At 69.9% G+C, this 26,928-nt stretch carries 23 protein-coding genes; 10 read left to right on the forward strand and 13 right to left on the reverse strand.

All coding sequences use genetic code 11. The features are described from left to right. Window positions 1–97: 97 nt before the first annotated feature. Window positions 98–1,759: an alpha-L-arabinofuranosidase C-terminal domain-containing protein gene (locus I8D64_RS17795; protein WP_343068513.1), complete on the forward strand. Its 1,662-nt coding sequence runs from the start codon at window positions 98–100 to the stop codon at window positions 1,757–1,759. A 26-nt stretch (window positions 1,760–1,785) separates the two neighbouring features. On the opposite strand, the gene I8D64_RS09065 is transcribed toward I8D64_RS17795, so the two are convergent. From I8D64_RS09065 to I8D64_RS09080, 4 genes are read right to left on the reverse strand one after another with little or no spacing between them, the layout of a single operon-like run. Continuing rightward, window positions 1,786–2,721: a DUF1177 domain-containing protein gene (locus I8D64_RS09065; protein ID WP_200502182.1), complete on the reverse strand. Its 936-nt coding sequence runs from the start codon at window positions 2,719–2,721 to the stop codon at window positions 1,786–1,788. 41 nt (window positions 2,722–2,762) lie between these two features. Further along, entirely contained in the window at window positions 2,763–3,419 is a 657-nt protein-coding gene (locus I8D64_RS09070) for an aspartate/glutamate racemase family protein (RefSeq protein ID WP_200502183.1), read from the reverse strand. Beyond that, window positions 3,416–4,153 carry an AroM family protein gene (locus I8D64_RS09075; protein ID WP_200502184.1) on the reverse strand — a complete coding sequence of 246 codons (738 nt, stop codon included), beginning with the start codon at window positions 4,151–4,153 and terminating at the stop codon, window positions 3,416–3,418. The genes I8D64_RS09070 and I8D64_RS09075 overlap by 4 nt, the downstream gene beginning before the upstream one ends. A gap of 20 nt (window positions 4,154–4,173) precedes the next feature. Next, window positions 4,174–5,817, reverse strand: a complete 1,644-nt coding sequence (locus tag I8D64_RS09080) for an OPT/YSL family transporter (RefSeq protein ID WP_200502185.1) — start codon at window positions 5,815–5,817, stop codon at window positions 4,174–4,176. Between the two features lie 197 nt (window positions 5,818–6,014). On the opposite strand from I8D64_RS09080, the gene I8D64_RS09085 reads away from it, so the two are divergent. The 8 genes from I8D64_RS09085 (at window position 6,015) to I8D64_RS09120 (ending at window position 14,088) form a co-directional block, all read left to right on the forward strand. Then, window positions 6,015–6,815 carry an IclR family transcriptional regulator gene (locus tag I8D64_RS09085; protein ID WP_200502186.1) on the forward strand — a complete coding sequence of 267 codons (801 nt, stop codon included), beginning with the start codon at window positions 6,015–6,017 and terminating at the stop codon, window positions 6,813–6,815. A gap of 37 nt (window positions 6,816–6,852) precedes the next feature. Further along, window positions 6,853–7,614: a dipeptidase PepE gene (pepE, locus tag I8D64_RS09090; RefSeq protein ID WP_214651162.1), complete on the forward strand. Its 762-nt coding sequence runs from the start codon at window positions 6,853–6,855 to the stop codon at window positions 7,612–7,614. Between the two features lie 103 nt (window positions 7,615–7,717). Further along, on the forward strand, window positions 7,718–8,659 hold the full coding sequence (locus I8D64_RS09095) for a LysR family transcriptional regulator (protein WP_200502188.1): 942 nt from the start codon (window positions 7,718–7,720) through the stop codon (window positions 8,657–8,659). Between the two features lie 213 nt (window positions 8,660–8,872). Next, a complete protein-coding gene (locus tag I8D64_RS09100; protein WP_200502189.1) occupies window positions 8,873–10,285 on the forward strand; it encodes an MFS transporter in 1,413 nt (470 codons plus the stop codon). Between the two features lie 53 nt (window positions 10,286–10,338). Next, window positions 10,339–11,769: a flavin-containing monooxygenase gene (locus I8D64_RS09105; protein WP_246482906.1), complete on the forward strand. Its 1,431-nt coding sequence runs from the start codon at window positions 10,339–10,341 to the stop codon at window positions 11,767–11,769. Next, complete coding sequence (locus I8D64_RS09110; protein WP_200502190.1) at window positions 11,766–12,209, forward strand: RidA family protein; 444 nt, start codon at window positions 11,766–11,768, stop codon at window positions 12,207–12,209. Before I8D64_RS09105 ends, I8D64_RS09110 begins: the two co-directional genes overlap by 4 nt. Continuing rightward, the gene (locus I8D64_RS09115; RefSeq protein WP_200502191.1) at window positions 12,206–12,880 is read left to right on the forward strand and encodes a DUF1028 domain-containing protein; all 675 of its coding nucleotides are present in this window, start codon (window positions 12,206–12,208) and stop codon (window positions 12,878–12,880) included. The genes I8D64_RS09110 and I8D64_RS09115 overlap by 4 nt, the downstream gene beginning before the upstream one ends. Window positions 12,881–12,972: 92 nt before the next feature. Continuing rightward, the gene (locus I8D64_RS09120; RefSeq protein ID WP_246482907.1) at window positions 12,973–14,088 is read left to right on the forward strand and encodes a M20 family metallopeptidase; all 1,116 of its coding nucleotides are present in this window, start codon (window positions 12,973–12,975) and stop codon (window positions 14,086–14,088) included. Window positions 14,089–14,113: 25 nt separating this feature from the next. Here the strand turns inward: I8D64_RS09120 and I8D64_RS09125 are convergent, their stop codons facing one another. The 7 genes from I8D64_RS09125 to I8D64_RS09155 are packed head-to-tail and all read right to left on the reverse strand — an operon-like array spanning window position 14,114 to window position 21,769. Continuing rightward, window positions 14,114–15,145 carry a LacI family DNA-binding transcriptional regulator gene (locus I8D64_RS09125; protein ID WP_200502193.1) on the reverse strand — a complete coding sequence of 344 codons (1,032 nt, stop codon included), beginning with the start codon at window positions 15,143–15,145 and terminating at the stop codon, window positions 14,114–14,116. Then, complete coding sequence (locus I8D64_RS09130; protein ID WP_200502194.1) at window positions 15,127–16,368, reverse strand: hypothetical protein; 1,242 nt, start codon at window positions 16,366–16,368, stop codon at window positions 15,127–15,129. Before I8D64_RS09130 ends, I8D64_RS09125 begins: the two co-directional genes overlap by 19 nt. Then, on the reverse strand, window positions 16,365–17,495 hold the full coding sequence (locus I8D64_RS09135) for an amidohydrolase family protein (RefSeq protein ID WP_200502195.1): 1,131 nt from the start codon (window positions 17,493–17,495) through the stop codon (window positions 16,365–16,367). The genes I8D64_RS09130 and I8D64_RS09135 overlap by 4 nt, the downstream gene beginning before the upstream one ends. Beyond that, window positions 17,492–18,262: a sugar isomerase domain-containing protein gene (locus tag I8D64_RS09140; RefSeq protein WP_200502196.1), complete on the reverse strand. Its 771-nt coding sequence runs from the start codon at window positions 18,260–18,262 to the stop codon at window positions 17,492–17,494. Before I8D64_RS09140 ends, I8D64_RS09135 begins: the two co-directional genes overlap by 4 nt. Continuing rightward, window positions 18,259–19,002 (reverse strand): 6-phosphogluconolactonase, encoded by a 744-nt coding sequence (locus I8D64_RS09145; protein WP_200502197.1) that lies wholly within the window; start codon window positions 19,000–19,002, stop codon window positions 18,259–18,261. The genes I8D64_RS09140 and I8D64_RS09145 overlap by 4 nt, the downstream gene beginning before the upstream one ends. Next, entirely contained in the window at window positions 18,999–20,237 is a 1,239-nt protein-coding gene (locus I8D64_RS09150) for an AGE family epimerase/isomerase (RefSeq protein WP_200502198.1), read from the reverse strand. The genes I8D64_RS09145 and I8D64_RS09150 overlap by 4 nt, the downstream gene beginning before the upstream one ends. Before the next feature lie 2 nt (window positions 20,238–20,239). Beyond that, on the reverse strand, window positions 20,240–21,769 hold the full coding sequence (locus tag I8D64_RS09155; protein WP_200502199.1) for a sodium:solute symporter family protein: 1,530 nt from the start codon (window positions 21,767–21,769) through the stop codon (window positions 20,240–20,242). A 614-nt stretch (window positions 21,770–22,383) separates the two neighbouring features. On the opposite strand from I8D64_RS09155, the gene I8D64_RS09160 reads away from it, so the two are divergent. Beyond that, window positions 22,384–24,114: a DEAD/DEAH box helicase gene (locus I8D64_RS09160; protein ID WP_200502200.1), complete on the forward strand. Its 1,731-nt coding sequence runs from the start codon at window positions 22,384–22,386 to the stop codon at window positions 24,112–24,114. A 22-nt stretch (window positions 24,115–24,136) separates the two neighbouring features. Here I8D64_RS09160 and I8D64_RS09165 read toward each other — a convergent pair whose 3' ends face one another. Further along, window positions 24,137–25,459, reverse strand: a complete 1,323-nt coding sequence (locus I8D64_RS09165; protein WP_200502201.1) for an FAD-binding protein — start codon at window positions 25,457–25,459, stop codon at window positions 24,137–24,139. Next, complete coding sequence (locus I8D64_RS09170) at window positions 25,459–26,817, reverse strand: MFS transporter (RefSeq protein WP_200502202.1); 1,359 nt, start codon at window positions 26,815–26,817, stop codon at window positions 25,459–25,461. Before I8D64_RS09170 ends, I8D64_RS09165 begins: the two co-directional genes overlap by 1 nt. Window positions 26,818–26,928: the final 111 nt, after the last annotated feature.

Here is a 26,928-nt window from a genome sequence, read left to right on the forward strand (position 1 = left end):
GGGACGCCGCCATCCATGGGCCCCGACGGCGGGGCACCGCGCGACGCGGAGTCCGCTCGCGCGACGTCGCACCCACCCACGCACCGGAGAGGACCCCGTGCATTCCCCCGACACCCCCACCACCGCTGGCGATCCCACCGCCCACATCACCCTCACCCCCACGACCGACTCCCCCGCCCTCGACCCCAAGATCTACGGCCACTTCCTCGAGTCCGCCTTCTTCGGGAACATCGAGGGCGGCGTCTTCGACGAGGGCTCGCCGCTCTCGGTGACCAGCGATGGCCCGCTCGACGGTTGCCGGCAGGACGTGATCGACGCCTGCCGCGAGCTGGGCATGCCGGTGGTGCGATGGCCGGGCGGGAACTTCACGTCGGCCTACTGGTGGCAGGACGGCACCGGGCCGCGGGACGAGCGCCCGCGCCGGCTCGAGCTCGCGTGGGGCTCGGAGGAGACCAACAGGTTCGGTACCCCGGAGTTCCTCGCCTGGTGCGAGGCGACCGGCGCGACCCCGTACCTCGCCCACAGCTGCCGCAGCGTCGAGGACGCCGCCCGCTGGGTCGAGTACTGCAACCACGCCGGCGACACCGCGATGACCCGCCGACGGGCGGCCGACGGCCTCGAGTCCCCGCTCCCCGTGCCGATCTGGGGCATCGGCAACGAGGTCTATGGTCCCTGGCAGATGGGCCACCGCAGCCCCGAGCAGTATGCGCACGACGCCCGCGAGCACGCCCGCTTCATGCGCGCCGTGGACGGCTCGATCCGCTTCGTGTGCGTGGGGCTCGACGACGACCGCTGGACGGACGTGGTGGTGCGCGAGCTCGGCGAGCTCACCGACTGGTTCTCGGTGCACGCCTACGGCGCCGGCTTCCACCTCGTCGACCCCAGCCGCGAGGAGTTCGACGCGATCGTCGCCCAGGCGATCCACATGGAGCAGGTGCTGCAGGGCTTCTCGCAGAAGGTCGCCGCCGCGGCGGACAGGCACGGCATCACCAGCCCCCTGCAGATCGCCTTCGACGAGTGGAACATGCGCCACTACGAGCCGCGCAGCTGGCCCGAGCCGCAGCCCGGGCCCGACGGCGGCATCGCGCCCCGGGACACCTCCGGTCCGGCCGACGCTCCCGGCGTCGCGGCCGACGTCGGCTGGAAGGTGAACCGGTACTCCCCCAGGACGCTCGCCGACGCACTGTTCTACGCCGGGGTCTTCCACGCGATCCACCGCACCGCCGGCAACCGCGTGCCGGTGACCATGGCGAACACCGTCAACCTCGTCAACGCCAACGCCCTGCTCGCCGTGCGCGAGGGCGGCCTGGTCAGGTCGGCGACCTTCCACGTGTGGGACCTGTACCTGAACCACTTCGGCACCCAGCCGCTGCGGGCCGCTGTGGCCGGCCCTGCCGTGACCCTGCCCGTGCGCCACGAGCAGGGCTGGGGCGGGGAGGCGCAGTGCACTGAGGTGCTCACTCCCGTCGCGCTGCTGGACGTCAGCGCGACGGAGTCGGCCGACGGATCACGGCGCTATCTCGCGGTCATCAACCGCTCGGCCGACCAGGACATCGAGGCGGTGCTGAGCGTCGAGGGCGAGCTCGTGACGGGCCCCGTCACCGTGCACAGCCTCGGCGACGGGGTCGGGGACCTGTTCGCGGTGAACACGATCGGGGTGCCGGACACCGTCGCTCTGCGGGAGCGGTCGGTGGAGCTGAAGGATGGAAGGTTCACGGCGCCGGCGCACTCGGTGAGTGTGGTCGCGTGGGAGGTGTGAGGGGGGTGCGCGAAGATCGCCCGAGGTCAGCGGCCCTGCGTGCGCAGGGCGCTCATGCTGCCGTACAGCGCCTGCAGCCTCTCGAGCTCCTCCGGCGCATGGAACGCCGCGATCCCGCGACCGAAGTCCTTCGCGGTCTCGATGGCGAAGCGCACCGCCTGATCGACATCGTGCAGGTCCGTGGCGCCCGTGGCGGATCCGGGCACCGCGGACTCGGTGACGATCGCGACGCCCACCACCGGCGCTTCCGTCGCCGTGCACGGCTGCACGATCGAGTTCACGTGGAAGACGTCGTTCCCGTACGGAGTGATGTCCTGCATCGTGATCGGCATGACGGCGGGCAGGCGGCCGGTGGTGCGGCTGACGATGTCCAGCAGGGACTCGGAGACCCGGAGGATCCAGCCGTCGGCGATCGTCGGCGTGATCGCGATGCCCTTGTGGTTCAGGACCCGGTTCCCCTTGGTCGTGTCGATCGAGAGGATGGCGTCCATCTCGGCGCTCACCTCATGGGTATTGCTGACCTCCTGCTCGACGACGGATCCCATGAAGGGGACGGGATCGTGCGGCTGGGTGGGGGCGTCCGGGTCGATGTGGGTGGCGACGATGACGTCGCCGGGCAGGCGCTCCCCGCGCTCCGCCATGGCGAGGAGCTTGGCGGCGATGGTCACCGCGGAGAGCGCGCCATCGCCGTCGCTGACGAAGCCGATCTGCTCGGGACGCGCCCCGAGGCCGCCGAGCCGGCCCAGGATGCCGAGCGTCGGCGCGGATCCGCCGGATCGCTTCCCCTCGGTCCCCGGGATCACGACGCGCAGGAAGTCGGTGGTCCCCGCCTCCTCCGTGACGGCCTCGACCTCGACCTGCGCGTGCGGCGAGATGCCTCGCAGGTGCGCGGCGACGCTCTCCCCGCGCACCGCGGGATCGTCGAGCAGATCGTAGGCGGCGATCAGGTGGCTGAAGGACATGGTGGAACTCTCCTGTCGATGGTGGAACGCGGTGGTGGGGATCAAGGAGTGGATGCCGTCTCCGCGGCAGCGGCGATGGCAGCGCGGGCACCGGCGAGAACGGCGTCGACCACCGGGACCTCGAGGTCACCCTCCAGGTGATGACGCAGGCCGATGGTGGTCATGCCGGTGCAGGCGAGGAGCACGACATCCGCACCCTGCGCGACCAGGTCCGCGGCGCCGCTGCGCGCCGCCCGCCGGCCGACGTCGGTGAGGAGGTCGCGCGACTCCGTGACGCCGTCGGGGACGGTCGCCGTGAGAAGGCGGTCCCTGAGCCGCGCGGTGACGGCGAGTGGCGTGCGCGCCGTGAGGTCCAGGACGCCGACGCGCTCCCCGAGCCCCATCGCCTCGCATGCCGCGCTCGACCCCGCTCCCACCACCGGCACGCGCGATGCGGCGCGCGCCGACTCGAGGCCCGGGTCCGCAGCGCAGCTGAGCAGGATCGCGTCGACGTCGTCGTGCGCGGACATGGCGCTGGCGAGCTCGGCGACCTTCGGAGCCGCCTGCTCGAAGGTCGCCGGCGAGTGGACGCCGCGGGGCTGGTCGGGGATGCAGCGGGAGACCGCATCGACGCCGAACTCCTCGGCGATGACGCGGCCGTGGCTGTTCAGCAGGGTGCTGTCCTGCGTGGTGAGCACGCGGATGATGCCGAGCCTCATGAGACGGCCGTCCCCTCGAGACCGAGCGCCTCGGCGGCGAGCCGGGCGGCGATGGAACGGGCGACGATCACCGGCAGTCCGGTCTCCTCGGCCACGATCCGTCGCATGTCCGCGGTGTACCCGAAGCAGTCCATCGCCAGCAGCCGGGCCCCGTCCTCGGCGAGCGCGCGGCCTGCCCGCCGCAGCTCGCTCGTCGTCCCCGTGTACGGGGAGCAGGCGGCCACGTGCACAGCGGAGCTCCCGCGCAGGACGGCGTCGAACTTGCGGGTCGTGTCCTCGACCTGCTCCGGAAGCGGCGCGATGATCCCTACCGGCTCTCCCGCGGTCGCCGCCGCGCCGATCGCGTGGGCGATGATCCGGTCCGGGACGAACAGGGGCCGTCGATGGTCGATGTTCGGGAACGGCCCCGTGCAGGCGAGCAGGACGGCGTCGACGTCGGCCTCCAGCTCCCGGATCACCGCGGGGAGCCTGTCCATGACCGCGCCCTCGCCGATGACGGCGGATCCGCCGTCGCGCAGTCGCGTGGTGAGCACGTGCTCTCCCGCCTGTGGGGCCAGCTCGTGGATCTGCGCGGCGGAGAGCCCGTCGAGGGCTCCGCGTTCGACGATCTCCGCCCCGGGCAGGTGCCGCGCGAGCTCGGGCGTGAGATCCGTGCGGGGCGTCTGCCCGATGGTGACGACGCCGATCCGGACATCGGGCTTCGCGGCGGACGGAGTGAAGGATGTTCTGGTCATGTGGTGCCCTGTTCCTGCTCTCAGTGCTTCCAGATCATGGTGCCGACGGAGTGCACGGAGTCCCCGGCGATGAGGCCCGCCCCCACCAGAGCGACCTCCTGCTCTCCTGTGGCACCGCGCCAGCGCTGCCAGAGCACACGGGCGAGCAGGGCGATGAGCACGAGCCAGCCCGCATTCGGGGTGGCGACCAGCAGGCCGGTCGCCAGCAGGATGCCCATCTGGCGCCCGGGTCCGCCGATGATCTGCACGATCGCGCCAGGGATCGCCCAGATGAGCAGGTTGACCAGGACCGACGGATCGGACAGGCCAGCCGAGATGGTGTCGGCGTACACCTGGGATGTCGGGGGCACGTTCCCGTCGGCGAAGAGGCTGGGCCACACCAGCGCCACCAGGCCGATCGCCATGACGAAGCCGAGCACGGAGGCCTTGAGCTGCTCGCGGCGCCCCTCGAGCTCGAACGCGGTGTAGGGACGACGATCCCGCCGCAGGATCCATCCGGCCTTGAAGTCGTACCCCATGTCCGCGAAGGCGGGGCCGGTCGAGGCGCAGTACCCGATCAGCAGGGCGAGAGGAACTGCGGGGAAATGGAGCAGAAGTCCCAGGATCAGGAAGATCAGGGTGACGGCGAAAGCGGGGAACCATCCGGCGTGCATCGCGGCGAGGCCGACGATGAGCTCGTGGACGATCGCGGCGAAGGCGGCGAACAGGGCGAAGCCGATGAGCCCCCACCAGGGCAGCTGCGTCCACATCCCACCCACCAGGGCGAGCAGCACGGCACCGAGGAAGAAGAGTCCGAACCCGGAAGTGAGCGCTTTGCGGAGCATCGCATCGGTGACGGTGGGCGCGAGCGCCGGATCCTCCTGGGCCGCTTCCTCGAGCTCTCGCGCGCGTGCGGCCTGACGTGCAGTCTGCTTGCCCGCCATGATGAGGACGATCTGGACGAGGGCGACGACACCGGCGCCCACCATCACGCCGTGCGGGACGTACAGGGCGGCCAGGTCCACGTCGAGCAGGCCCGGGATGTACTGCGCGATCAGCAGCCCTGCCGCGAACATCAGCAGCGCCCACATGTTGCCGATCATCGCGATGCCGGCGGCGGACATCGGCAGCCCCAGCAGGGAGGCCACGAACCCCACCACACCGCCGCTGATCAGCACTACGGCCTGCTTCCCGCCCTGATCACCGGCTTTGATGGTCTCCGCGGCGGCCACACCGGGGGGCCAGGCGGCGGAGGCCGGGAAGAATCGGGAGCCGTAGGCGCGGTAGAGCACGTACACGTCGATCGCCAGGCCGAGGCTCGCGCCGAGCAGCATGGGCCACACGAGCTCCGGGCGTCCGAAGAGGTACGGGATCGCGATGGGCGTGAGGAGCGAGTTCGCTGCGGCGAACGTGGCGCCCGAGATCGAGGACTGCACGAGGTTCTGCCGGTTCACGTCGCGCATCCGGTGGAGTCCGGCGAAGCCGACCCTCCCGATGAGCATCGCGATGACGGCGCCGATCACGCTCGTGTTCGGAGAGACGCCGAGGGTCGTGATCATGTGGATGCCGATCGCGGCTCCCAGGAGGGAGACCGCGAGAGTGATCAGCGCCGTGACGGGCTCGAAGGCCCGCGGGTGCTGCGCTGCTGCACGCTCGGACACGGATGCGGCGGGGGATGAGGACACGGGGCCTCCCAAAGTCGGCTGTGATCACCGCCTCACGAGGCGATCGCACCACCGTGGCGGCTGCACGATCCGTGAGCAACAGATTCCCGTTATCTGAGTTCCTGGTTTGCAATATGGACACGGCGGGGCGCACGGGGGACGCTGTGCACACTGGGTTCGACACACCCGCAGTTCCGAGACGAGGGAGGCGCCGGAGCATGGACGAGACGCCCGATGCACGCGGCCCGCTGCAGACCGTGGACCGCGCGCTCCAGATCCTGCTCTCGTTCAACGAGACCCGTCGGGACTGGGGCGTTCTCGAGCTCGCGGAGGAGTTCGGGTTCAACCGCTCGACCAGCCAGCGCCTGCTGGCAGCCCTTGCCGCCCGCGGCTTCCTCATCTCCGATCCGTACTCCCGGCGCTACAGCCTGGGCCCGGCGATGTGGCACATGGCTGCGCTCTGGGAGCGAGGGGGCGGGCTGGCCCGGCTCGCGGAGACCGTGCTCGCGCGCCTCGCCGAGTCGACCGGACGCACCGCCTCCTTCACCGTCCCCGACGGGTATCACGTGCGGTGCGTGGCAGCGGTCGACGGCGACTCCGGCCCCGTGCGCTCACACCCCTTGGTCGGCGACCTCTACCCTGCCCACGCGGGCGCGACCTCCCGGGCCTACTTCGCCTTCCTCGATCCGCTGGTGCGGCGCAACATGCTCGCCGGGCGTCCCTTCGCCCGGTACACCGAGCTCACCGAGGTCGACGACGCCGCGCTGGACCGGCTGCTCGACGAAACGTATCGGCAGGGCTGGGCGTACTCGGAAGGCGAGTTCGACCAGACCACCCGCGCCGTCGCCGCGCCGGTGCGCGTGGGCACCACGCCCGTCGGCTCGATCTCGGTGATCGAGCCGAAGGTCTTCACCTACGACGACGATCTGACCGCCCAGGTCCCCTTGCTCCTCGACGCCGCGCAGCGTCTCGGCAATCTGCTCGCCAACCGCGGCGCCGCGGCCCGCAGCCGATCCTGACCTCCGCATCCACCCTTCCGCTCGCCCCCTCCAGGAGATGACCGTGCACCTGCTTCTGCTGTCGAACTCGACCAACCACGACTCCGGCTATCTCGCCCACGCCGTCGACCAGGTCCTGGAATTCCTCGACGGGGCCCCGCTGACCTTCGTGCCCTTCGCGCTCGCGGACCACGAGGCGTACACGCAGCGTGTCATCGACGCGCTGGCACCTCATGGCGTGGAGGTCACCGGGCTGCACGCCGCCGCCGATCCGGTCGAGGCGGTGCAGCGTGCCCGGGCCGTCTTCGTCGGCGGCGGGAACACCTTCCGCCTGCTCGCGACCCTGCAGCGGCTCGCGCTCCTCGAGCCGCTGCGCGAGCGCGTCCGCTCGGACATGCCCTACATGGGGGCGAGCGCCGGCACCAACATCGCCGGCGGCACGATCCGCACGACCAACGACATGCCCATCGTGCAGCCGTCATCGTTCGACGCACTGGGACTGGTGCCCTTCCAGCTCAACCCGCACTTCATCGACGCCGACCCCGCCAGCACCCACCGTGGCGAGACGCGGGAGCAGCGCCTCGCCGAGTTCCTCGAGGAGAACGATGCCGCGGTGCTGGGCCTGCGCGAAGGCACCTGGCTGCGCGTCGACGACGAGCGCGCGACGATCGGCGGAACGGCCGTCGGGGCGGCGGCTCCCGGGCCCGCGGTCGTCTTCGAGCGCGGAGCCTCCCCGCGCGAGGTCTCCGGAGACATCTCCGCTCTGCTCACCCGCCGGTCGCGGCTCGATGTGAGGCCCGGCGGCGTCACATCGCGGTGAACTGCCGCCCGCCTTCGCGGATCAGCCGTCGGCAGCGCGCAGAATGACGCTGTACGCGGATGCGCGATTCGCTGCCATCACCTCGTTCGCGCCAGGAGATCGCATGCCCAGCAGCCGACGCGACGTCTCCCTCACCCAGCTGACCTACTTCGTGGCGGCCGCCGAGCACGGGAGCATGACCGCCGCCGCGGACGAGCTGTTCATCGCGCAGTCGGCGATCTCCACGGCGATCACGCACCTGGAGAGCCAGCTGGGCGTCCAGCTCATGATCCGGCAGCGGGCCCGGGGACTCCAGCTGACCGCGGCGGGAGAGGATTTCCTGCAGCGCACGCGGCAGATCCTCGCGCAGCTCGACGACGCCATGGCCTCCGTGCACTCCGAGTCGCTGAGGGGGCGGGTCGGTGTGGGCTGCTTCCGCACTCTCGCCCCGTTCTTCCTCCCCACGCTCGTGCGCGATCTGGGAGAGCGGGCACCGCAGCTGCACGTGGACGTCACCGAGCTGACCGCCGACGAGGTGGGGCCCGCCCTCGCCGCCCATCGGATCGAGGTCGCGCTGACGTACGACCTCGGGCTGGATGCGACCCTCCGCCTGGAGCGTCTGGCGCAGGTCCCGCTCTATGCCGCGGTCGCCCAGCATCATCCGCTCGCGCAGCGCGAGTCGGTGAGTCTCGCCGAGCTCGCGAAGGAGCCGCTGGTGCTGCTGGATCTGCCGCTCAGCCGGGACTACTTCCTGCGCACGTTCACCGATCACGGGCTCCAGCCGACGGTGCGCTACCGCTTCGAGAGCTACGAGGCCGTGCGCGCGATGGTCGCCATGGGGCACGGCTTCACTCTCTTGAATCAGCAGCCCAAGATCGAATCCACATATGCCGGCGGAAGCCTCTACCACATTCCGATCCTCGAGCCGACGCATCCTCTCGACATCGTGCTCGCATGGAATGACGACGGGGCTCTCCCCACACGTCGGGCGCGCGCTTTCGCGGACACCTGTCGCGGCGTGATCGGCGGGGCGGACGCCGCGACTACGGTCGATGCGGGACTCTGAACAGCGAGGACAGGGTCTCGCACTGCCTCCATCGACGGTGGCACGCTCCGCACTCCACCCATTCATGAGACAAGAAGTCACACTTCGGTCACGGCGCAGATCTCCCGTCGGCATCTGAAGAACAGAAGAAGTTCCCCGCATTCCGCTATTTGCGAGATTCCTCGGCGGCCCCGATTCTGGTCGGACCCATCACCCCGAGGAAGGGGAATCACCATGACCGCCTCCGCCGTCCCGGACCCGCGCAGCGTTCAGGTCGACCGCCGTTCCATCCGCACCAGCACCATCGCCGGATCGATCGGCGTGCTCGTCCACTGGTTCGACTGGGCGGTCTACGCCTACATGGCGACCACGATCTCCGCCGTCTTCTTCCCCGAGGCCGACCGCACCGCCGGGCTGCTCGCCACCTTCGGGGTCTTCGCGATCTCGTTCCTGGTCCGTCCCATCGGGGCGGTCATCTTCGGCCGCCTCGGCGACCGGCTGGGACGCACCACGACCCTCACCGTCGTCATCCTCTCGATGGCCCTGTCCACGCTCGTGCTCGGGATCCTCCCGGGCTACGCGACCATCGGCATCCTGGCACCGATCCTGCTGATCGCCACCCGCGTGGTCCAGGGCCTCGCCGCCGGTGGCGAGTTCGGCAGCGCCGCCGCCTTCCTGGGCGAGTTCTCCCCCGCGAAGCGCCGCGGGTTCGGCTGCAGCTGGCTGGAGTTCGGCAGCCTGCTGGGCTTCCTGCTCGCCTCCTTCTGCGTGCTGATCCTCGAGACGGTGTTCAGCAGCGCGCAGATCACCGGCTGGGCCTGGCGCATTCCGTTCCTCATCACCGTCCCCCTGGGCCTCATCGGGTTCTACATCCGCCGCCGGATCGAGGACACTCCCGAGTTCCGCGCCCTGCAGGAGCTCGAGACCGTCTCCTCCTCCCCCGTGAGGGAGGTGTTCCGCTCCAACTGGCGCGAGTTCCTGAAGACCTGCGGCATGGAGATCTTCATGAACGTGACGTTCTACGTGGTGCTGGTCTACCTGCTGACGTATCAGGAGGTGAACCTCGGATTCGACGCCGGCCGCGCCGCGCTGCTGTCCACCCTCGGCTCCGCCCTCGCCCTCGTGGTGGTGCCTCTCGCGGGTGCCGCCTCGGACAGGGTGGGCCGACGCCCGGTGCTCTTCACCGCCGCGATCGCGCTCACCGTCCTGTCCGTGCCGCTGTTCGCCCTGATGCAGGTCGGCACCACCTGGGCCGCGCTCGTCTCCACCATGGGGCTCGCACTGATCCTCGCGATCATCCTGGGCACTCACGCGGTGACCGTCGTCGAGCTGTTCCCGACCCGCACCCGGCAGACGGGCCTGTCGATCGCCTATGCCCTGACCGCTGCGCTGTTCGCCGGCACCGCCCCGTACCTGCTCACCTGGCTGATCGATGCCACCGGCAGCACGATGATGCCCGGCTTCTTCCTCGCCGCCGTCGGCGTGGTCGGCATCGTCACCGTCGCCACCATCCGCGAGTCCCGCGGCATCGACCTGATGAAGGACGAGGACCTGGGCACCGATCGCACAGAGCCCGCCGACGCACAGGCCGGCGGCCAGGGCCCCGCGACGCTCCCCTCACCGCCGCCCGCCGCGCCGCTCGTCTGAGTCCGTCGACGAGCCCCCGCACCCACCGCACTCCCACGAGGAAGGTCAGCTCCATGCCCACCCCCTCCGGCCCGGACACCGGGTCCGCCACGTCCGACGAGTCCATGGAGGCCGCCGAGTCCACCGAGGTGGTCATCGTCGGCGCCGGACAGTCCGGCATCGCGGCAAGCGCCCATCTCACCCGTCTTAGGATCCCCCACCTCGTCCTGGAGAAGGCGGACGTCGCCGACCGCTGGCGCCACGGCCGCTGGGACTCCCTGGTCGCCAACGGGCCCGCCTGGCACGACCGCTTCCCCACCATGGAGATCCCCGGCGTCGGCCCGGACGAGTTCGCCACCAAGGATCAGATGGCCGACTACTTCGGGGCGTTCGCCCGCAGCTTCGACGCCCCCGTGCGCACCGGCGTCGAAGTGCTCGCCGTGACGCGGCGGGAGAGCGCCCCGGGCTTCCTCGTCGAGACCAGCGCGGGCACGATCGTCGCGGGCAGCGTGATCGCGGCGACCGGCCCGTTCCAGGTCCCCGTCGCCCCCCGCATCATCAGCGAGGACCTGGTGCCGCACCAGATCCACTCCGCGGCCTACCGGAACCCGCATCAGCTCCCCGAGGGCGGCGTGCTCGTGGTGGGCGCCGGGTCCTCCGGTGCCCAGATCGCCGAGGAGCTCCGCGCGAGCGGCCGCCAGGTGCATCTGTCCGTCGGCCCGCACGACAGGCCTCCGCGCAGCTACCGGGACCGCGACTTCGTCTGGTGGCTCGGCGCGCTGGGCAAGTGGGACGCCACCGCACCGGACTCCGACCACGTGACGATCGCGGTGAGCGGCGCCCGCGGCGGCCACACCGTCGACTTCCGGGAGCTCGCCGCCGCAGGCATCACCCTGGTGGGACGCACCGAGGCCTCGCAGGACGGCACGATCCGCTTCGCCGACGACCTCCGTCGCAACATCACCGCGGGCGATGCCAACCTCCTGGAGCTCCTGGAGGAGGCCGACGCCTACGTCGAGGCGAACGGGCTCAACCTCCCCGAGGAGCCCGAGGCCCACGAGCTGGGGGACCTCCCCGCCTGCGTCACCGACCCCGTGCGCTCGATCGATCCGCGCGCGGCCGGCATCACCTCGATCATCTGGGCGACCGGATACGCGCAGGACTTCACGTGGCTCCACGTCGACGCGTTCGACGCCACCGGCCGCCCCGCCCATCTGCGCGGCGTCTCCACCGAGTCCGGCATCTACTTCCTGGGGCTGCCGTGGCTGTCGCGCCGCGGGTCCAGCTTCATCTGGGGCACCTGGCACGATGCGATGCACGTCGCCGACCACATCGCCACCCGCCGCCGGTACGCGCAGTACGCACCGGCCGAGCAGGGCGCGTCGACCCCGACGGCTGGGTCTGCTCCGTCGGCCGCTTCCCGCCCGTCGACCCCGGCCGGCACGTCGGCCGAATCGAGCCCCACCGCACCCGATCAGGACATCCTGGAGGAGATCACCCGATGACCACGCACACGCGCATCCGCCCCTTCAACACGAAGGACACCTACCCCGAGCAGAACCTCGACAATGACCTGTGCCAGGCCGTGGTCGCCGGGGGCGTCGTCTACCTGCGAGGCCAGATCGGGCAGGACCTCGATACCCGCGAGTCCGTGGGGATCGGCGACGTGGAGGCCCAGGCGGAGAAGGCCATGGCCAACATCGACATGCTGCTGAAGGAATCCGGCAGCCGCCTCGCCGACGTCGTGAAGGTGACCGTGTACCTCACCGACATCCGGTTCCGAGAGACCGTGTACCGCGTGATGGGCCGCTGGCTGAAGGGCGTGCACCCCGTCTCCACTGGTCTCGTGGTCGATGCGCTCGCCCGCCCCGAATGGCTCGTGGAGATCGACGCCACCGCGGTGATCAGCGACCAGGCCGACGATCACGCGGAGGGGGCCCGGTGACCTTCTCGATCGTCGCCCGCGACGCCCGCACCGGTGCCCTGGGCATGGTGGTGAGCTCCTCGAGCCCCGCCGTCGCCTCGCGCTGCCTGCACCTCCGCTCAGGAATCGGCGCCGTGGCCTCCCAGAACGTCACCAATCCGGCGCTCGGCACCGCCGTCCTCGACCAGCTCGAGGCGGGCGCTCCCGCAGGCGCCGCCCTCGACGCCGTCCTCGCGACGGAGCCGCATGCCGACTACCGGCAGCTCACCGTCATCGACGCCGGAGGCCGCACGGCAGAGCACTCGGGCCCGAACGCGCTGGGCACGCGCGCGGCCCGGATCGGGGACCAGTGCGTCGCCGCGGGGAACCTGCTCGCTGATGAGGCCGTGATCCCCGCGATGGTCGATGCGTTCGAGGCCAGCGCGGGCGCGGACCTCGAGCAGCGCCTGCTGGCGGCCTTCCGCGCCGCAGTGGACACCGGAGGCGAGGCAGGCCCGATCCGCTCCGCGGGCCTCGCCGTCGTCGAGGACGTCCCCTGGCGGACCACGGACCTGCGCGTCGACGACGCGGACGACCCGCTGGGAGAGATCGCCCGGCTGCTCGACCTGTGGATGCCCCAGAAGGCCGACTACCGCGTGCGCGCCCTCGATCCCACGGCGGCCCCGTCCTACGGCGTCCCGGGAGACGAGTGATGACGGGGACGCGCACTCCGGAAGCGGGCGACAGAGCTATGCCCGATGCTCCACCTGCGCTTCTGCGCTCGGTCGAGGCGGATGTGGACCGCATGCGCGAGTCCCTGCTGGAGATCAGCCACGCGCTCCATGCCCACCCGGAGACCGCCTGGGAGGAGCATGCCTCGGCCACTCTGCTCACCGGCCACCTGGAGTCCTGGGGGTTCGAGGTCACCCGGGGTGCGGGGGGCCTGCCCACGGCCTTCATCGCCGAGCACGGCACCGGCTCGAGGACCGTCGGCCTGGTCGCCGAGTACGACGCCCTGCCGGGGCTCGGCCATGCCTGCGGCCACAACATCATCGCCGCCGCCGCGCTCGGCGCCGCCCACGCCCTGCAGTCCGTGGCAAACGAGCTCGACCTGCGGATCCGGGTCATCGGCACCCCTGCGGAAGAGGGCGGGGGCGGCAAGATCCCGATGCTCGAGGCCGGGTGCTTCGACGGCCTCGAGGCGGCCCTGATGATCCATCCGGGGCCGGCGGATGCCGTGCTCGCCCGGCCGCGCGCCGTCGCCCATTTCGACGTCGAGTATCAGGGGACGGCCTCGCACGCGGGCGCCTACCCTCACCTCGGGGTCAATGCCGCCGATGCGTTCACGATCGCCCAGGTGGCCATCGGCCTGCTGCGCCAGCAGCTGCCCGATTCCCTCCGCGTCCACGGCATCGTCCAGGAGGCGGGCACCGCGCCGAACGCGATCCCGGCGAGCGCCCGCGGATCCTGGTACGTGCGCGCGGACACGCTCGAGGAGCTGGATCTCGCCTTCGAGCGCGTGCGCCGCTGCTTCGAGGCCGGGGCGCTCGCGACCGGATGCTCCTGGGAGCTGCGGGAGACCAGCCCCCGCTATGCCGAGTTCCGCAACGACCTCGAACTCGCCGAGATCTTCACTCGTCTCGCCGCCGCGCAGGGCCGGGACATGGATCTCGCGGAGAACGGGCCGCGCGGCATGGCGACGGCGTCGACGGACATGGGCAACGTGTCCCAGCACGTGCGGGCGATCCATCCGTACCTCGGCATCGACTCCCTGCCCGCCGTGAACCATCAGCCCGAGTTCGCGGATGCTGCCGTTACGCCCGCGGCCGACCGGGCCGTGCGGGACGGTGCCGTGCTCCTCGCGCAGACCGTGGTGGAGACGGCCACTCGCGGCAGGACCGGATCCCCGTCGTCGCCCTAGAATCGGCCGGCTACGGAAGCGGCAGTCACATCGGGGCTTCCCGTCCTGGACAGTGCGTCTCCGGGGCGGCGCCCACCGTCGCCCGCTCCACAAGCTCGCCTTGCAGCGCGATACGCCGAGGCGCGAGCATCTCGCTGACCTGCCCTTCGGAGACAATCTGCACGGCCAGGCGAGCGGCGTCGACAGCTCTCAGCGCGATGCTCGCGAGCGGAGGCTGGGTGGTGAGGGCGAGGGTGTCGTCACAGCCCACCACGCTGATCTGCTCCGGAACGGAGATCCCTCGCCGGTGCAAAAGATCGATCACTCCGTGAGCGATGACGTCGTCGAAGGCGATGACGGCCGTGGGGCCGCTGAGGAGGATCTGTTCACCTGCCGCCATCGTGTCCTCGTACGTGCCGCTCGGGATCCGCAGTGACCGGAGGAGAGCCCTGGTCCCCTGCAGCGCTTCCACCACGGCACCGTGGCGCTCACCTTCGGACCAGGACCCCGCGGGACCGCCAACGTAGGCGAAGCGTCGGTGCCCCAGCGCAAGCAGTCGGTCCACACCCCGGCACAGGGCGTCCCTCGCGCTTACCAGGATGCGGGCGGTGTCCGGCTCGTCGCGATTGATGAAGAGGACTCGACGCCGGTCCGTGAGCTCGACGAGCTCGGTGGAAGGCAGTCGCGAGCTGGCAATGATCAGGCTCTCGGACTGTGCGGCGAGACGCTCGATGATGCGCTTTTCGCGCTCCACGTCCCCGTCGGTATCGGCGATGAGCACGGTATGACCGCTCTGTTCGGCAACACGCTGGGCAGCTCGGATCATCGGCGGGAAGAAGGGATTCGCGATGTCGGGGACGATCAGCCCGATCGTGCGAGGCACGCCGGTGCTGAGCGCGCGGGCGTGGACGTTGGGGATATAGCCACGCTCCGCGGCTGCGGCGCGGATCCTCTCGACCGTCTCCGGTTTCAGCAGGCGCGGGGCAGTGAACGCCCGCGAGACGGTGGAGGACGACACTCCCAGATCACGAGCGATCTCGACGATCGTTGGGGCCTTCCTCACACGGCCGCCCGGCATGCCGCCACCGCCTCCCACACCAGACTCTCCGCGGATCCCGAGGCGAACGGTCCGGGCATCCCGTAATAGCGGTGAGCGTCCTCGACCTCGTAGCCACCGTGCTGGTACTCCTCAGCCGTCGGCAAGTAGCCGGGGCACCCATCGGCGTAGCCGAGCACCAGGCACGGGCCTTCCACCTGCTCCTCAATCGCTTCTGCGACGTCGAGGAAGGGCTCGCCCGGCAGAGCCACGATAGTCAGCTCGCCGAGTCGGAGCGCAGTGACCCGGCCCTGCCAGACGGTGCCCTCGGGCCGGTCGCGGGCCCAACGAATCCACACGTCAAGGAGCGCTGCGCGGCCGGGCTCGGCGGTGGTTCGCTCAACGCTCCAGGCGGCGAGGTCGGCCTCGATCTGCACGTCGCCAGGACGATCGATCTCCAGCATGACCGACCGTGTACGGAGCACGAGCACGTCGGAATCCATGGGGGTCGGCGCGGTGGCGAGGATGGTCTCGGCGATGTGCGTGCCCACCCGCTCCGCCTCCGCGAACGTACGGGTGCCCGCTCCCTCGAGGCTGTAGGACGCTTCGGCGCGATGGCCCGTGTTGACGTCCCCTGCGCAGCCGGTGGTGAACACGGCGACCGCTTCGGGGTGCTCGAGCTCGATGCGGCGTCGCACCGCGTTGATGTAGTCGGAGGAGAGCAGCAGATTGGTGCCGTCGAGCACCACGGGATGGCAGGGGTAGGTGACGAGCGCGGCCACGACGCTCCCGCCGGCGCTGAAGCGGAGCATCCTGACAGGTGGGTCGATCTCCCGTCCAGGGTGCCGCCGGTTCTTCGCGACGCCCACGCCCCACGCCGAGTGCAGAGCGAGCATGCACGGCTGCCGCGCGGCGCGGGCGTTCAGACCAGCCGTTGCCGCTGCCCGGACGATCATGCGTTCGATCGTCGGGGTGCAGGGGGTGAGCCGGTGCAGGGCCGAGCACGGACCGGCATGGGTATGCGTCGCGGTGACGACCACCAGGTCCGGCTGCCCGGGACGGACGGCTTCGGCGATCGCACGGCAGGTGCTCTCCTCGAGCGCGCACACGTCGACGGCGATGATCACCGCGTCGCCGAGGGCGAGGGCACGGGCGCCCAGCACATCGTGCTCCCCCACGCTCGGGGCGACGCGCGCCGCGAAACCGGACATCGGCACCGGTGACGGGATTCCCAGCGGCTGGACCGCCGCGCCGACGTCGATCATGGGCGCTCGATCGGAACACCGTGCTGCCAGACCTGCTGGATGGTCCCGTCAGCCGTGAGGGTCACGAGGTCGGCGACGGCGCCCGCCCGCAATGTCGTGTCCCGACCCAGGACGCGGCCCGGAGTCGTAGTGACGAGAGCGAGCGCATCGGGCAAGGACAGGCTCGTGGAGCGGAGGACGAATCGCAGCCCAGCGGCGACCTCGGACGCGGCCCCCGCCAGCATCTCGGTACCCACGAAGGAAAGGCGACCGTCGACGGTCAGCTCGACCTCTCCTCCAACGGCGGTCCGATAGAGCCCCGGCTCCCTGCCTGCGAGCTCCGTGGCATCAGAGACCAGGAAGGCACGGTCAGGCCCCTTGGCACGCACCATCACCTCCAGTGTCTCGGCGGGCAAGTGATGACCGTCAGCGATGAGCCCGCAGGTGAGCCGATCCTCGGCGAGCTGAGTCCAGATCGGGTTCGGGTGCCGGGCGAGATGGGGGAAAATTCCGTTCCCCAGGTGGGTGGAGAGCGAAGCCCCGGCATCCACGGCGGCCGTGATTCGCGGAGTGCTGGCGTGGGTATGGCCGATGGCCACCTGCACACCTCCCGAGACGATCCGGGCGATCTGTCCGGGGGCGTCGACGGTGTGCGGAGAGACCGTGAGAATGCCGACGGGACCTGCAGCCTGCCACCTAGTGACCTCATCGGCATCGAGGGGCCGGATCTGCTCGAGGTCGTGGACACCGCGCGGACCGTCCTCGGCGGAGAGGAATGGCCCCTCGACGTGAGCGAAGGGAATCGCATGGGCGAGTACCGGAGACGCCGCTCGCGCCTCGGCGATGCACCTCAGCGCATGGCAGATGGACTCCTCGGGCGCGGTCACGATCGTGGGCACCCAGGTGGTGACACCTATGCCGGCGAGCGCCACGCTCATCTCCGCGATTCGCTCCGCCGAGACGTCCGGGCCGTTGACGTCGATCCCGGCGAAGCCGTTGACCTGGAGGTCGATGAACCCTGGCGCGAGGAAGGGGAGGCTCTCCCCCGCCTCCCTCGGGCGACGCGACACGTGCGTGATCATGGTATCGACGTGCAGCTCGAGCACGTCCCCTCTCACGGGGTCGAGTCCAGGGATCACAGTGGTCACAGCCACCTCACCCGTCCCGCGAAGTCGGCAATGAACCTGTTGTTGGCTTCGTCGCCTCCCGGGGCGTTGCCGGATCGCCAGATAGGCGGATCGATGCCGCGCTCGGCGAGCAGCGCGACAGTGGTCGCCATCAGCCAGTTCATGGTGAACGCGTTCGCGAAGGTCGAGACGGCGCCGGTGCGCTCCGCGACACCGTCGATCTCGAGGACGGCGTCACCCACCGGGACCTTCGTGTCGATGTGCATGTCGACCACTTCATGCAGGTTCTTCTTCGAGGGGTGTCGAGCGGGATGGTCCGGGGCGGTCGAATCAGCGTGGGGCCGGCTGGAGACACCGATGACGGTGCATCCGCGCTCCGACGCCGTGAGCGCGGCGTCGATGAGCGCGGCATTGATCCCGTAAGCGTTGACGAGGATCAGCAGATCACCGTCCCCGAGGCCGGCCGAATCGATGACGATCCTGCCGTACCCGGGGTTGCGCTCGATCGCCATGGAACGCAGGGCGCCCCCGGACAGAAGAGTGCCCTCATCGAGGATCGCGGCGAGATGCATGAGCCCGCCCGCACGGAAGAACACCTCCTGCGCGGCGAGATTCGAATGGCCCCCGGGGCCATAGACGTGCACCAGACGGTCCTGGGCGATGTGCGAGGCGAGGAGGCCCGCCGCGGCGGTGACCGCGTCCTCCTCCTCGCTGCGGATGCGGGTCATCAGATCTGTGACGGCGCCCAGATATGCGCCGGCGAGGGCGGCCGCGGGCTGATCGGTCATCGGGGATCCGCCTCGGTGTCGACGAACAGGTGGACGTCAGGGTGCGTGCGCAGTGCTGTCCCCGGATGGCTCCCGGAGATGGGCTGGTGCACGGCGTCGTGAACCGCCTGGCGCTTCACGGCCGTGGGGACGGAGACGACGATACGACGGGCGTGGAGCAGGCGCGGAATCGTGACGGTGATGGCGTGCGCCGGCACCTCGTCGACCGAGGCGAAGTGGCCCTCATCGACTTGCTGCCATCGGGAAACCTGATCGAGCTCGACCACACGGGCCGTCAGCGGATCCTCGAGGTCCGCCGGGGGGTCGTTGAAGGCGAGATGGCCATTGACTCCCAAACCGCACAGCGTGACGTCGAAGGGCTCATCGCCCATGGCCTCTCGATAGTTGGAGGCTGCCTGCTCCGGGTCCGCGGCGACGTCGATGCGATGGAAGCTGCGGGGCGTGACGAGGCGGAAGAGCTCGTGCTCGAGCCAGTTCCCGAAGCCCTGCGGGGCGTCGCGAGTGAGACCGATGTAGTCGTCCATGTGGAAGCAGTCGATCGCGGAGAAGTCGAGGCCATCGGCAGCGAGGGCGCGCAGTGTCGCGGACTGGCTCGGCGCGGCGGCCAGCATGAGTCGGGCGCTGCCCCTTCTCGTGATCGCCTCGCGGAGCACGGGTGCGGCTGCGCGTGCCGCCGCCGCGCCCATCTCGTCGAGCGTCGGGTAGGCGTGGACCGTGAGCGGGTGGTCGGGGGTCGTCAATTCGGGGTCTCCTCTGTCGTCCGGGGGTTCTCGAGAGCGTTCAGCAGCAGCAGTGAGCGCGTGATGTGCATCGGGTCCTTGACGGGTAGCGCCACGACGTCGTCGAGGGGCCGTCCGTCCCTGGTCCTGATCTGGATCCATTCGCGGCCGTCGGGGTCAGGGAAGGTGGCGAAGGTGTACTCGCGCACCCGGCGCGCCCAGCGGGCGAGCTCGGGCGACTTGGTGCGGCGGGCGAGCAGGGCGGTCGCGTACGTCGCCTCCGCATGGACCCACCAGAGCTTGGTGTCCCAGGTGCGCTGCACGAGTGCTTCGTAGCTGGTCGTGAGAAGACGACCGACGGGCCTGCCTCCTTCCCCCCGGTCGACGTATCGCAGCAGACCTCCCTCCTGTCTGTCCCAACCGGTCTCGAGGGCGCGGAGGGCGAGCGAGGTGAGCAGAGTGTCAGGAACGGTGATCCTGTCGCTGCGATCGACGATGTGCACGAGCATCCAGAGCAGCTCAAGCAGGTGCCCGGGCGTGACGTGCCGTGCCAGGAGCGTGTCGTCGGCGGCGGGCACATCGGGCTGGAACTCCCACCAGTGTTCTGGCCCGAGGAAGGAGTCCCCATCCCCGAGCAGATCATCGTGTGCGCGTTCGACGATACGGCGGGTGCTCTCGCCCGGCGCCGCCCGGTCCAGCTCGTCGGCCACGTGGAGGAGCGTCATTGGGCCGGCGAGATCCCGGAACCCGGCGGGGACCGAGTACGGCGCGCTCTTCGCGGTGCGCTGACGGATCGAGGTGGCCGCCTGCTCCAGGGTCCGTACCGCCTGGTCGATCCACGGCCCGGGGTCCTCGGCCGACGTGCGCGCGGCGCCCGCGAGGCCGAGGACGGCGAAGAGATCCGCGAAGACGCTCGTGGCGCATTCTCCGTTCCCGTCAGCGAGGTGCCGGCCATACTCGTCGAGACGGAAGCTGGTGCGACCATCTGGGAGGAAGGCATGCGCGGCGAGAAAGCTCGCGGTGCGAGCGCAGCGGTCACGCCACAGGGAGCTGTCACCACCGACTCGGCCGAGGTCGATCTCGTCGGCCACGAGTGCGCAGGTCCAAGCCCAGCGTCCTTGCGACCAGGTGTACTTCTCGTGATTGACGAGGTCACCTCGGTTGGTGAAGCAGGTCAGCACACCGCCGAGCTCGTCGTCGGCCCCATTCCTGCCCCACCAGTCCAGGACGTTGTTTTCGAGATGACTGCGGAGCATGCTCATCGCGGGGCCACGGCTGCCGTGGTGGACGCGGCCGTCGCGTCGCTGCTCAGGGAATCGACGAGCTCGTCGACCTCGGCACTGTGAGCGGGGCGCACGAACCCGTATGCGATGAATACGACGATCGAGCAGAGCACAGGCGCGGCGACGGTGAGTGCCTGCGCGGAGGCGGTGCCCATCGCATCGATCGGTCCGGCGAGCACGTACTTGTTCAGCGCGAAGACGACCAGTCCCACTGCCCAGGAGGTGATCGCCGCGGCGGATCCGGACCTGCGGAAGGCCGGCAGCAGTCCCAGCAGCATCGGCACGGCGATCGGGCCCACGAGGGCACCGAACCACGCGATGAGCAGGCCGAGCACGCCGCCGAAGCTGTCCGCCGTGAGGGCGATGCCCATCGAGAGCGTGATGAACAGGAAGGTGGTCAGGCGAGCCATGAAGAGCTCTCTTCGCTCGGGCAGGAATCCCCTGTCACGGCGGAGGGCCGGGATGATGTCGCGCACCACCACGGAGGAGATGGCATTCGCGTCGGAGGCGGTCATCGCCATGGTGTGGGAGAACATGCCGGCGAGAACCAGACCGATGATTCCGGCAGGCAGCAGCTGCTGGGCGAGCAGGGCGTAGGACTGCTCGGGATCGGCGAGGTCCGGCAGGAAGAGGGGGGCAGCCCACATGGGCACGAACAGCACGAGCGGCCAGATCAGGTAGAGAACGCCGGAGAAGACCATCGAGCGACGAGCGGCCGCGCCGTTCTCCGTGGAGATCATGCGCATGGCGAGGTTCCAGGTGCCGCCGTTGTAGGAGAGAGTGGAGATGACGCAGTAGGCGAGGAAGAACCAGACGGTGAGATCCCCGTTGAACGGGAGCGCATGCCCCTTTGGAAGCTGGTCCCACATCGTCCACAGCGACGAAAAGCCGCCAAGCTTGGCCATGACGATCGCGATCATGGCGATCGCGGCGACCAGCTGGATGAGGAATTGCCCGAGATCGGTGAGGACGTCCGCCCAGATGCCACCGATGGTCGAGTAGACCATCGTGACCCCGCCGACCACGAGGATGCCCCAGGCGATCGGGAGTCCCGCGAAGACCTGCAGCAGGATCGCGCTGGCGACCCACTTGGCGGCCACGTCGAACACCTTCAACGCTGCGCCCGACCAAGCCAGCAACTGCTCAGTGGGGACGTTGAACCGCTTCGCGAGGTACTCGAGAGGGGAGATGATCCCCAGCTGCTGCCTCAGCCGCGGCCAACGCGGCGCGAACAGCCAGGCACCGATGCTGCATGCCACGGTGATGCTGAGCGCCCACCACACGTAGACCGCGAAGCCGGTGGTGTAGGCGAGCGCCGCGTAACCCACGAAGACTGCAGCCGAGTAGCCCGACATGTGGTGGGAGATGCCCACCAGCCATGCCGGGAGCTTCCCTCCAGCGACGTAGAAGTCGGAAGCGTCGCTGATCTTCGTTTTCGCGTAGAGACCGATCAGCACCATCACCACGAAATATGCGGCGATGACGACCCAGTCGAGGACAGCCATGGTGATCCCTCATCTCTTGGTTCTCTGTGATGCGGGCGACAGTGGCATGCAAACGTGTGCACGCCGGTTCCGCCCGGGATCCGTGACCTGTTCGTGATCATCCGGGTGCCACCACGCACTGTCCGGCGGATCGAGCGTCTGTCCGAGCTTCTTCATGTCGGCGTTGCGTGGGCGAACGTCCCGTCGAAGCACGCGAACTGCGGATTGTTCGCATGACCTCGAGCGGAGCCGTCCAGGACGCGGGCTCCGACGGGCCACGACCCGGCAGTCCGACGTGCCACCGGGCGCCTCCAGAGCGCGCCAGGGGGTGTAGCGCCAATCGGGACCGGCGGCTGCAAAGGTACGAACGGATCGGTCACGCCTCCCGCGTGTGCGGGCGGCTTCTATGCCTGGACCGGCCTGCTGACACCTGGGCATCGCCTGCCCTCCTCACGCGGGCAGTCGGCGCGAGTCAGCCCGAGCCCTCCAGCGCTCAAGGATTCGATCTCGAGCTGGAGACGCAGTTCATCAGCTGTTCGTCATGCCGTGCAGGCACCGCGGAACGGCTGTGGACGCTCTGCACTCGGGCTAATTCTCGGGACAATCGCGTCGGCACCCACCGGTACCCTCTCCGAGTGCCCGCATCTCGCCGCTCCAGCACCCGACGTGCCAAGAGTTTCCGCCGTCGTGACTCGAACGGCTCCCCGCGCGAGCTCCCCTTCGTCGGCCCCGGCGAGCGCCTCTGGGTCCTCGACGTCCCCTACGGCACCCAGGTCGAGGGCGCGTCCTGGCATCCCGCAGTCCGGATGCACCTGCACGTCGGCCGCACCCTCCCTGCGCACCTCGCGCCCTACGCACCCGGCCCGCACACCCTGGGCCGATTCCTCGAGAACACCCTCAACCCCGACTCCCCCGCGCCGATCCCCGAACCCTCCGAGGACTTCGAACCCCGGCAGAACCAGTACGAAGCGGCCGACGCGATCGCCGAGCGCGCCGCGGCAGGCGGCCGGCAGTTCCTGCTGGCCGACGAGCCGGGCGTCGGCAAGACGATCTCCGCGGTGCTCGGCGCGAGTGCGGTGGGGTCTCTGCGCGACGCTCAGCGCGTGCTCGTGGTGGCGGACCGTCCGGCGGCGATCACGATCGGACACTGGTGCCGCACCATCACCGCCCTCGGCGACAGCGGCCTCGAGTGGGTCGTCATCACCTGGGACCGCCTCGAGAAGGTCGCCGACTACGACTGGGACGTGATCATCGCCGACGAGGCGCACGCCCTGCGCCGCACCACCACCAAGCGCTGGAAGTTCTGGGCGAAGATCTCCGGGCACACGAAGTCGCACGATGCGGCGCCGTTCGTCATCGCGACGACCGCGACGCCCGGCCACACGCCGCTCGAGCTGCCCTACCTCGCTCCGGCCTATGCGCAGGTGCACGACGAGCCGATGAAAGCGTGGACGTCGGCCAAGCAGACCGACGCTGACTTCGCCGATGCGCTCGAACGCCACGGGATCGCCCTGGAGCGGGGGCGCTACGGCGCGACGTGGACGACGGACCCTGCACGCCGGGCCGAGGATCTCGCGCGGGTGCGCACCTGGCTCGAGAAAGCGCAGCCGCGCGCCATGCTGCACCGCGCCGCGCCCTGGGGACCTGTGCCGATCTCGGGGATGCCGGTGGCGCTCACCCAGGCCGAGCGCTCCGCGTACGAGGCCGAATGGGGCGAGTTCTGCCGCGAGATGGACCTGGCCCGGCGCGGACGCAACACCGCGAAAGGCCGCGCGGCCCTGTTGCGCTTCCGCCAGAAGGCAGGACTGATCCGCGTCGACTCCACGGTCGCCTGGATCGCCCAGCAGGTCGAGGCGGAGCGCCAGGTGGCGTGCTCGGTCGAGTTCGTGGGCACCGCGGCCGACCCGATCACCGAGCGTCTGCAGGATGCGGGGTTGGAGGTCGCGACGATCTTCGGACGCGACCGCTTCGACGTCGAGGCCGAGCGTCTGCGGTTCCAGCGAGGCGAGGCGAAGGTCTGCGTGTTCACCTCGGTCGCCTCGATCAGCCTGCATGCCGGGGAGCTGCTGCCCGGCGGCCAGCAGGCGAGCACCGAGCCGCGCGTCGGCGTCTTCCACCAGGCCCGCTTCTCCGGCATCGCCGGCCGGCAGGTCACCGGCCGCACCCACCGCGACCACCAGGTCTCCCCGTGGCACATCGCCTACGCGCAGGACACCGTGGAGGAGCAGGTCAGCAAGGTGATGGTGGAGCGCATCGCCGCCGCGTCGGACACCGTGGGCGGCGATACCGAACAGCTGGCTGACGTCGCCCAGCTGCTCGGGGCCGACTGGCTGCCGACGACATCACTGGTGGCGGAGAACGACTGACCAGCATCTCTGGGCACTGCACTCACAGCACTGCTGGACCTCCGAATCCGAGGGTGCGCCTGAGGAACTCGTTGTGGAACTTTCCCGTCGGGTCCGCTCCGTCGGCGAGGGAACGGAAGTCATCCAGCCGCGGATACTGCGACCGGATGAGCTCCCCGTCGAGGGTGAACCACTTCCCCCAGTGCGTCCGCGGATCGAAGGGCGCCAATGCCTCTTCCACCAGCGGAAGAACCTTCAGAACTGCCGCAGGGTCGTTCCTCCAGGTCATGTGGATGGCGAGGGAGTCACGATCATGGCTGGGGCTCAGCCACAGCGCATCGGCGGCAACGGTTCGCAGCTCCGAGACCAGGACGAGGTCGGCGAACCCCTGGGCGATGGCGCGCAGCCTGTCCAGAGCCTCCGCTCCTCGGGCCCGATCGACGAAGTACTCGGTCTGGATCTCGTTCCCCCGGCTCGGCTCCGCGTCCGGTCTGAAGTGCGGAAGTCGATCCCACCAGGGGCCCGGCACTCCGCCCTGCACGGTGTGGTTCGGGTTCTGCCCTTCGGGATCCTTCCCCTCCACGACTGCGGCCCATCGGGCACCGTGGTCCGCGGGGTCCAGCGGTGGGCCTCCGTCCTCGGTCCGGGACTTGAACCAGACCTTCCCCGCCACGTCCCGGCTGCTCCAGTCGGGCATGACGGAGACGCTGTAGGAGGCCGCCGTGATCTCCTCGAGGTCCTCCAGGAGTGTCGACCACGGCAGGCCGAACCAGACGTCCTGGCGCACCTCGAAGTCCGGGACGAGGTCCAGCGTCACCGCGGTGACGACTCCCAGCGCTCCGAGGGAGAGCACTCGACCGGGGAACCGCGGGTCCTCCCGTGTGAAGCGCCGGAGAGTGCCGTCGGCCTCGACGACCTCGATCGCGCGGACCGCGTTCGAGAGATTCGGATGGGTGATGCCCGAACCGTGCGTCCCCGTGGATGCGGCGCCCGCGACCGAGATATGCGGCAGCGACCCCATGTTCCGCAGGGCCCATCGGGTGCTGCTCAGCTTCCGCGCGACCATCGCGTAGGTGCTGCCGCCCGAGACCGTGACGGTGCCCCCCTCGTCGTCGAGCTCGAAGCACTCGGGGAATCCGCCGAGGTTCACCAGGGTGCCTGGGGTGTCGGCCACGTCGTTGAACGAGTGGCGCGTGCCGAGTGCGCGAACCTGTCGGCTCGCGGCCACGACCTCCTGCAGCTGTTCGACCGTCGAGGGCAGAAGCAGCTCGTGCGCGCCGAACGTGTGGCAGTGGGACCAAGTCCCCCCGATCTCTCCGGCAGCGATGTCCTCTGGCCGCGTGCGCGCATGATCCTGTGCGCTCATCACGCCGCCACCTGCCCGGACGCCCTGTCGGTGCCCTCGGCGTCAGGCTCGACGTCGGCCAGGTCGTTGCGGTACGTCTCGCCGGCGAACCAGATGCACAGTGCGCTGATGAGACAGGCGAGCACCAGATACGCACCTGCGGGCCACCACGACCCTGCGGCGGCCGTGAGCGCGACGGCGATCAACGGGGTCGGTCCCCCGCCGATCAGAGCAGATCCCTGGTAGACGACCCCCAGCCCGGTGTAGCGCACCTTCGTGCCGAACAGCTCCGCGAACAGCGCACCCTGGATGCTGAACATCAGGCCGGTCCCGACGGCGTGGACCATCACGATGATCGCCCATGTGGCCAGCGCATTGCCGAGCGAGATGATCGGGAAGTACAGAATGCCGCCGCCCAGTGCGCAGATCGCGATCCCGGTGAGGTAGACGGGCCGGCGACCGTAGCGGTCGGAGAGTCGGCCCGCGACCGGCAGCACGACCAGTTGCACGGCGGAGGAGATCACGAAGCCGGTGAGGATGAGCTGGCTGTCCATGCCCAGTGTCGAGGTCACCCACGAGACGGCGAAGACGTTGATGATGTTGAACGTGACGGCGTCCGCCATGCGCGCGCCGATGCCGATGAGCACCATCTTCGGCTGCTCGACGAGCAGGGCGAGGAAGGGTGCGGACTTGCTCTCCTGACGGTCCTCGGCGAAGGCGGCCGTCTCGGGCAGGTTCTTGCGGATGTAGAACCCGAGCAGCAGGAACGGCCCGCTGACGAGGAACGGGATGCGCCACCCCCAGCTGAGCAGGTCGGCCTCGGGCAGCTGGGTGACGATGGCGAAGATCCCTGTGGAGGCGAGAAGTGCCGCGGGCGTGCCGAGCTGATGGAAGCTGCCTGCGAGTCCGCGCTTGCCCTGGGGTGCGTTCTCGAGGGCGAGCAGCGAACCCCCGCCGTACTCGCCACCGATGCCGACCCCCTGGATGAGCCTGAGTGCGATCAGCAGGATCGCGCCGAGGCCCCCGGCAGTCGCATGCGAGGGCAGCAGGCCCATCAGGAAGGTGCCTCCTCCGATCAGGAACACCGTGATCAGCAGCACCGGCTTGCGCCCGATGCGATCTCCGAAGTGCCCGAACAGGATCGCTCCGATGGGACGGGTCAGGAACGCCACGGCGAAGGTCGCGAAGGACTCCAGCAGTGCCACCGTCGGCGAGGAGTCGGGGAAGAAGACCCGCGGCAGGACTAGGCTCGCCGCCGTGCCGTAGATCCAGAAGTCGTACCACTCCAGGAACGCGCCCATGAAGGCCGCGAAGGTGGCGCGGCGGGAGGTAGCGGTCGCCGGCGTATGGGGAGGTGGGGTCTGAGGGGTGGACGTCATCGTCAACCTTTCGTCTTGACGCCCATCAGCGGAGCTGGAGGGGCGATGGTGACGGCTGTGCGCCGAATGCGCTCAGAGCGACGCTAGGAGGGGCACTTTTTTCCGTCAACG

The organism is Brachybacterium halotolerans (assembly GCF_016623465.1).
GTDB lineage: Bacteria > Actinomycetota > Actinomycetes > Actinomycetales > Dermabacteraceae > Brachybacterium > Brachybacterium halotolerans.

What these genes read in the sequence shown, in the direction of transcription:
- I8D64_RS09110 (WP_200502190.1), top strand. Translation starts at nt 11,766, where the DNA reads ATGACCACGCACACGCGCATCCGCCCCTTCAACACGAAGGACACCTAC.
- I8D64_RS09085 (WP_200502186.1), top strand. Translation starts at nt 6,015, where the DNA reads ATGGACGAGACGCCCGATGCACGCGGCCCGCTGCAGACCGTGGACCGC.
- I8D64_RS09165 (WP_200502201.1), bottom strand. Translation starts at nt 25,459, where the DNA reads ATGAGCGCACAGGATCATGCGCGCACGCGGCCAGAGGACATCGCTGCC.
- I8D64_RS09100 (WP_200502189.1), top strand. Translation starts at nt 8,873, where the DNA reads ATGACCGCCTCCGCCGTCCCGGACCCGCGCAGCGTTCAGGTCGACCGC.
- I8D64_RS09140 (WP_200502196.1), bottom strand. Translation starts at nt 18,262, where the DNA reads ATGACCGATCAGCCCGCGGCCGCCCTCGCCGGCGCATATCTGGGCGCC.
- I8D64_RS09065 (WP_200502182.1), bottom strand. Translation starts at nt 2,721, where the DNA reads ATGTCCTTCAGCCACCTGATCGCCGCCTACGATCTGCTCGACGATCCC.
- pepE (WP_214651162.1), top strand. Translation starts at nt 6,853, where the DNA reads ATGACCGTGCACCTGCTTCTGCTGTCGAACTCGACCAACCACGACTCC.
- I8D64_RS09125 (WP_200502193.1), bottom strand. Translation starts at nt 15,145, where the DNA reads ATGCCGGGCGGCCGTGTGAGGAAGGCCCCAACGATCGTCGAGATCGCT.
- I8D64_RS09075 (WP_200502184.1), bottom strand. Translation starts at nt 4,153, where the DNA reads ATGACCAGAACATCCTTCACTCCGTCCGCCGCGAAGCCCGATGTCCGG.
- I8D64_RS09105 (WP_246482906.1), top strand. Translation starts at nt 10,339, where the DNA reads ATGCCCACCCCCTCCGGCCCGGACACCGGGTCCGCCACGTCCGACGAG.
- I8D64_RS09130 (WP_200502194.1), bottom strand. Translation starts at nt 16,368, where the DNA reads ATGATCGACGTCGGCGCGGCGGTCCAGCCGCTGGGAATCCCGTCACCG.
- I8D64_RS09155 (WP_200502199.1), bottom strand. Translation starts at nt 21,769, where the DNA reads ATGGCTGTCCTCGACTGGGTCGTCATCGCCGCATATTTCGTGGTGATG.
- I8D64_RS09150 (WP_200502198.1), bottom strand. Translation starts at nt 20,237, where the DNA reads ATGCTCCGCAGTCATCTCGAAAACAACGTCCTGGACTGGTGGGGCAGG.
- I8D64_RS09170 (WP_200502202.1), bottom strand. Translation starts at nt 26,817, where the DNA reads ATGACGTCCACCCCTCAGACCCCACCTCCCCATACGCCGGCGACCGCT.
- I8D64_RS09095 (WP_200502188.1), top strand. Translation starts at nt 7,718, where the DNA reads ATGCCCAGCAGCCGACGCGACGTCTCCCTCACCCAGCTGACCTACTTC.
- I8D64_RS09070 (WP_200502183.1), bottom strand. Translation starts at nt 3,419, where the DNA reads ATGAGGCTCGGCATCATCCGCGTGCTCACCACGCAGGACAGCACCCTG.
- I8D64_RS09120 (WP_246482907.1), top strand. Translation starts at nt 12,973, where the DNA reads ATGCGCGAGTCCCTGCTGGAGATCAGCCACGCGCTCCATGCCCACCCG.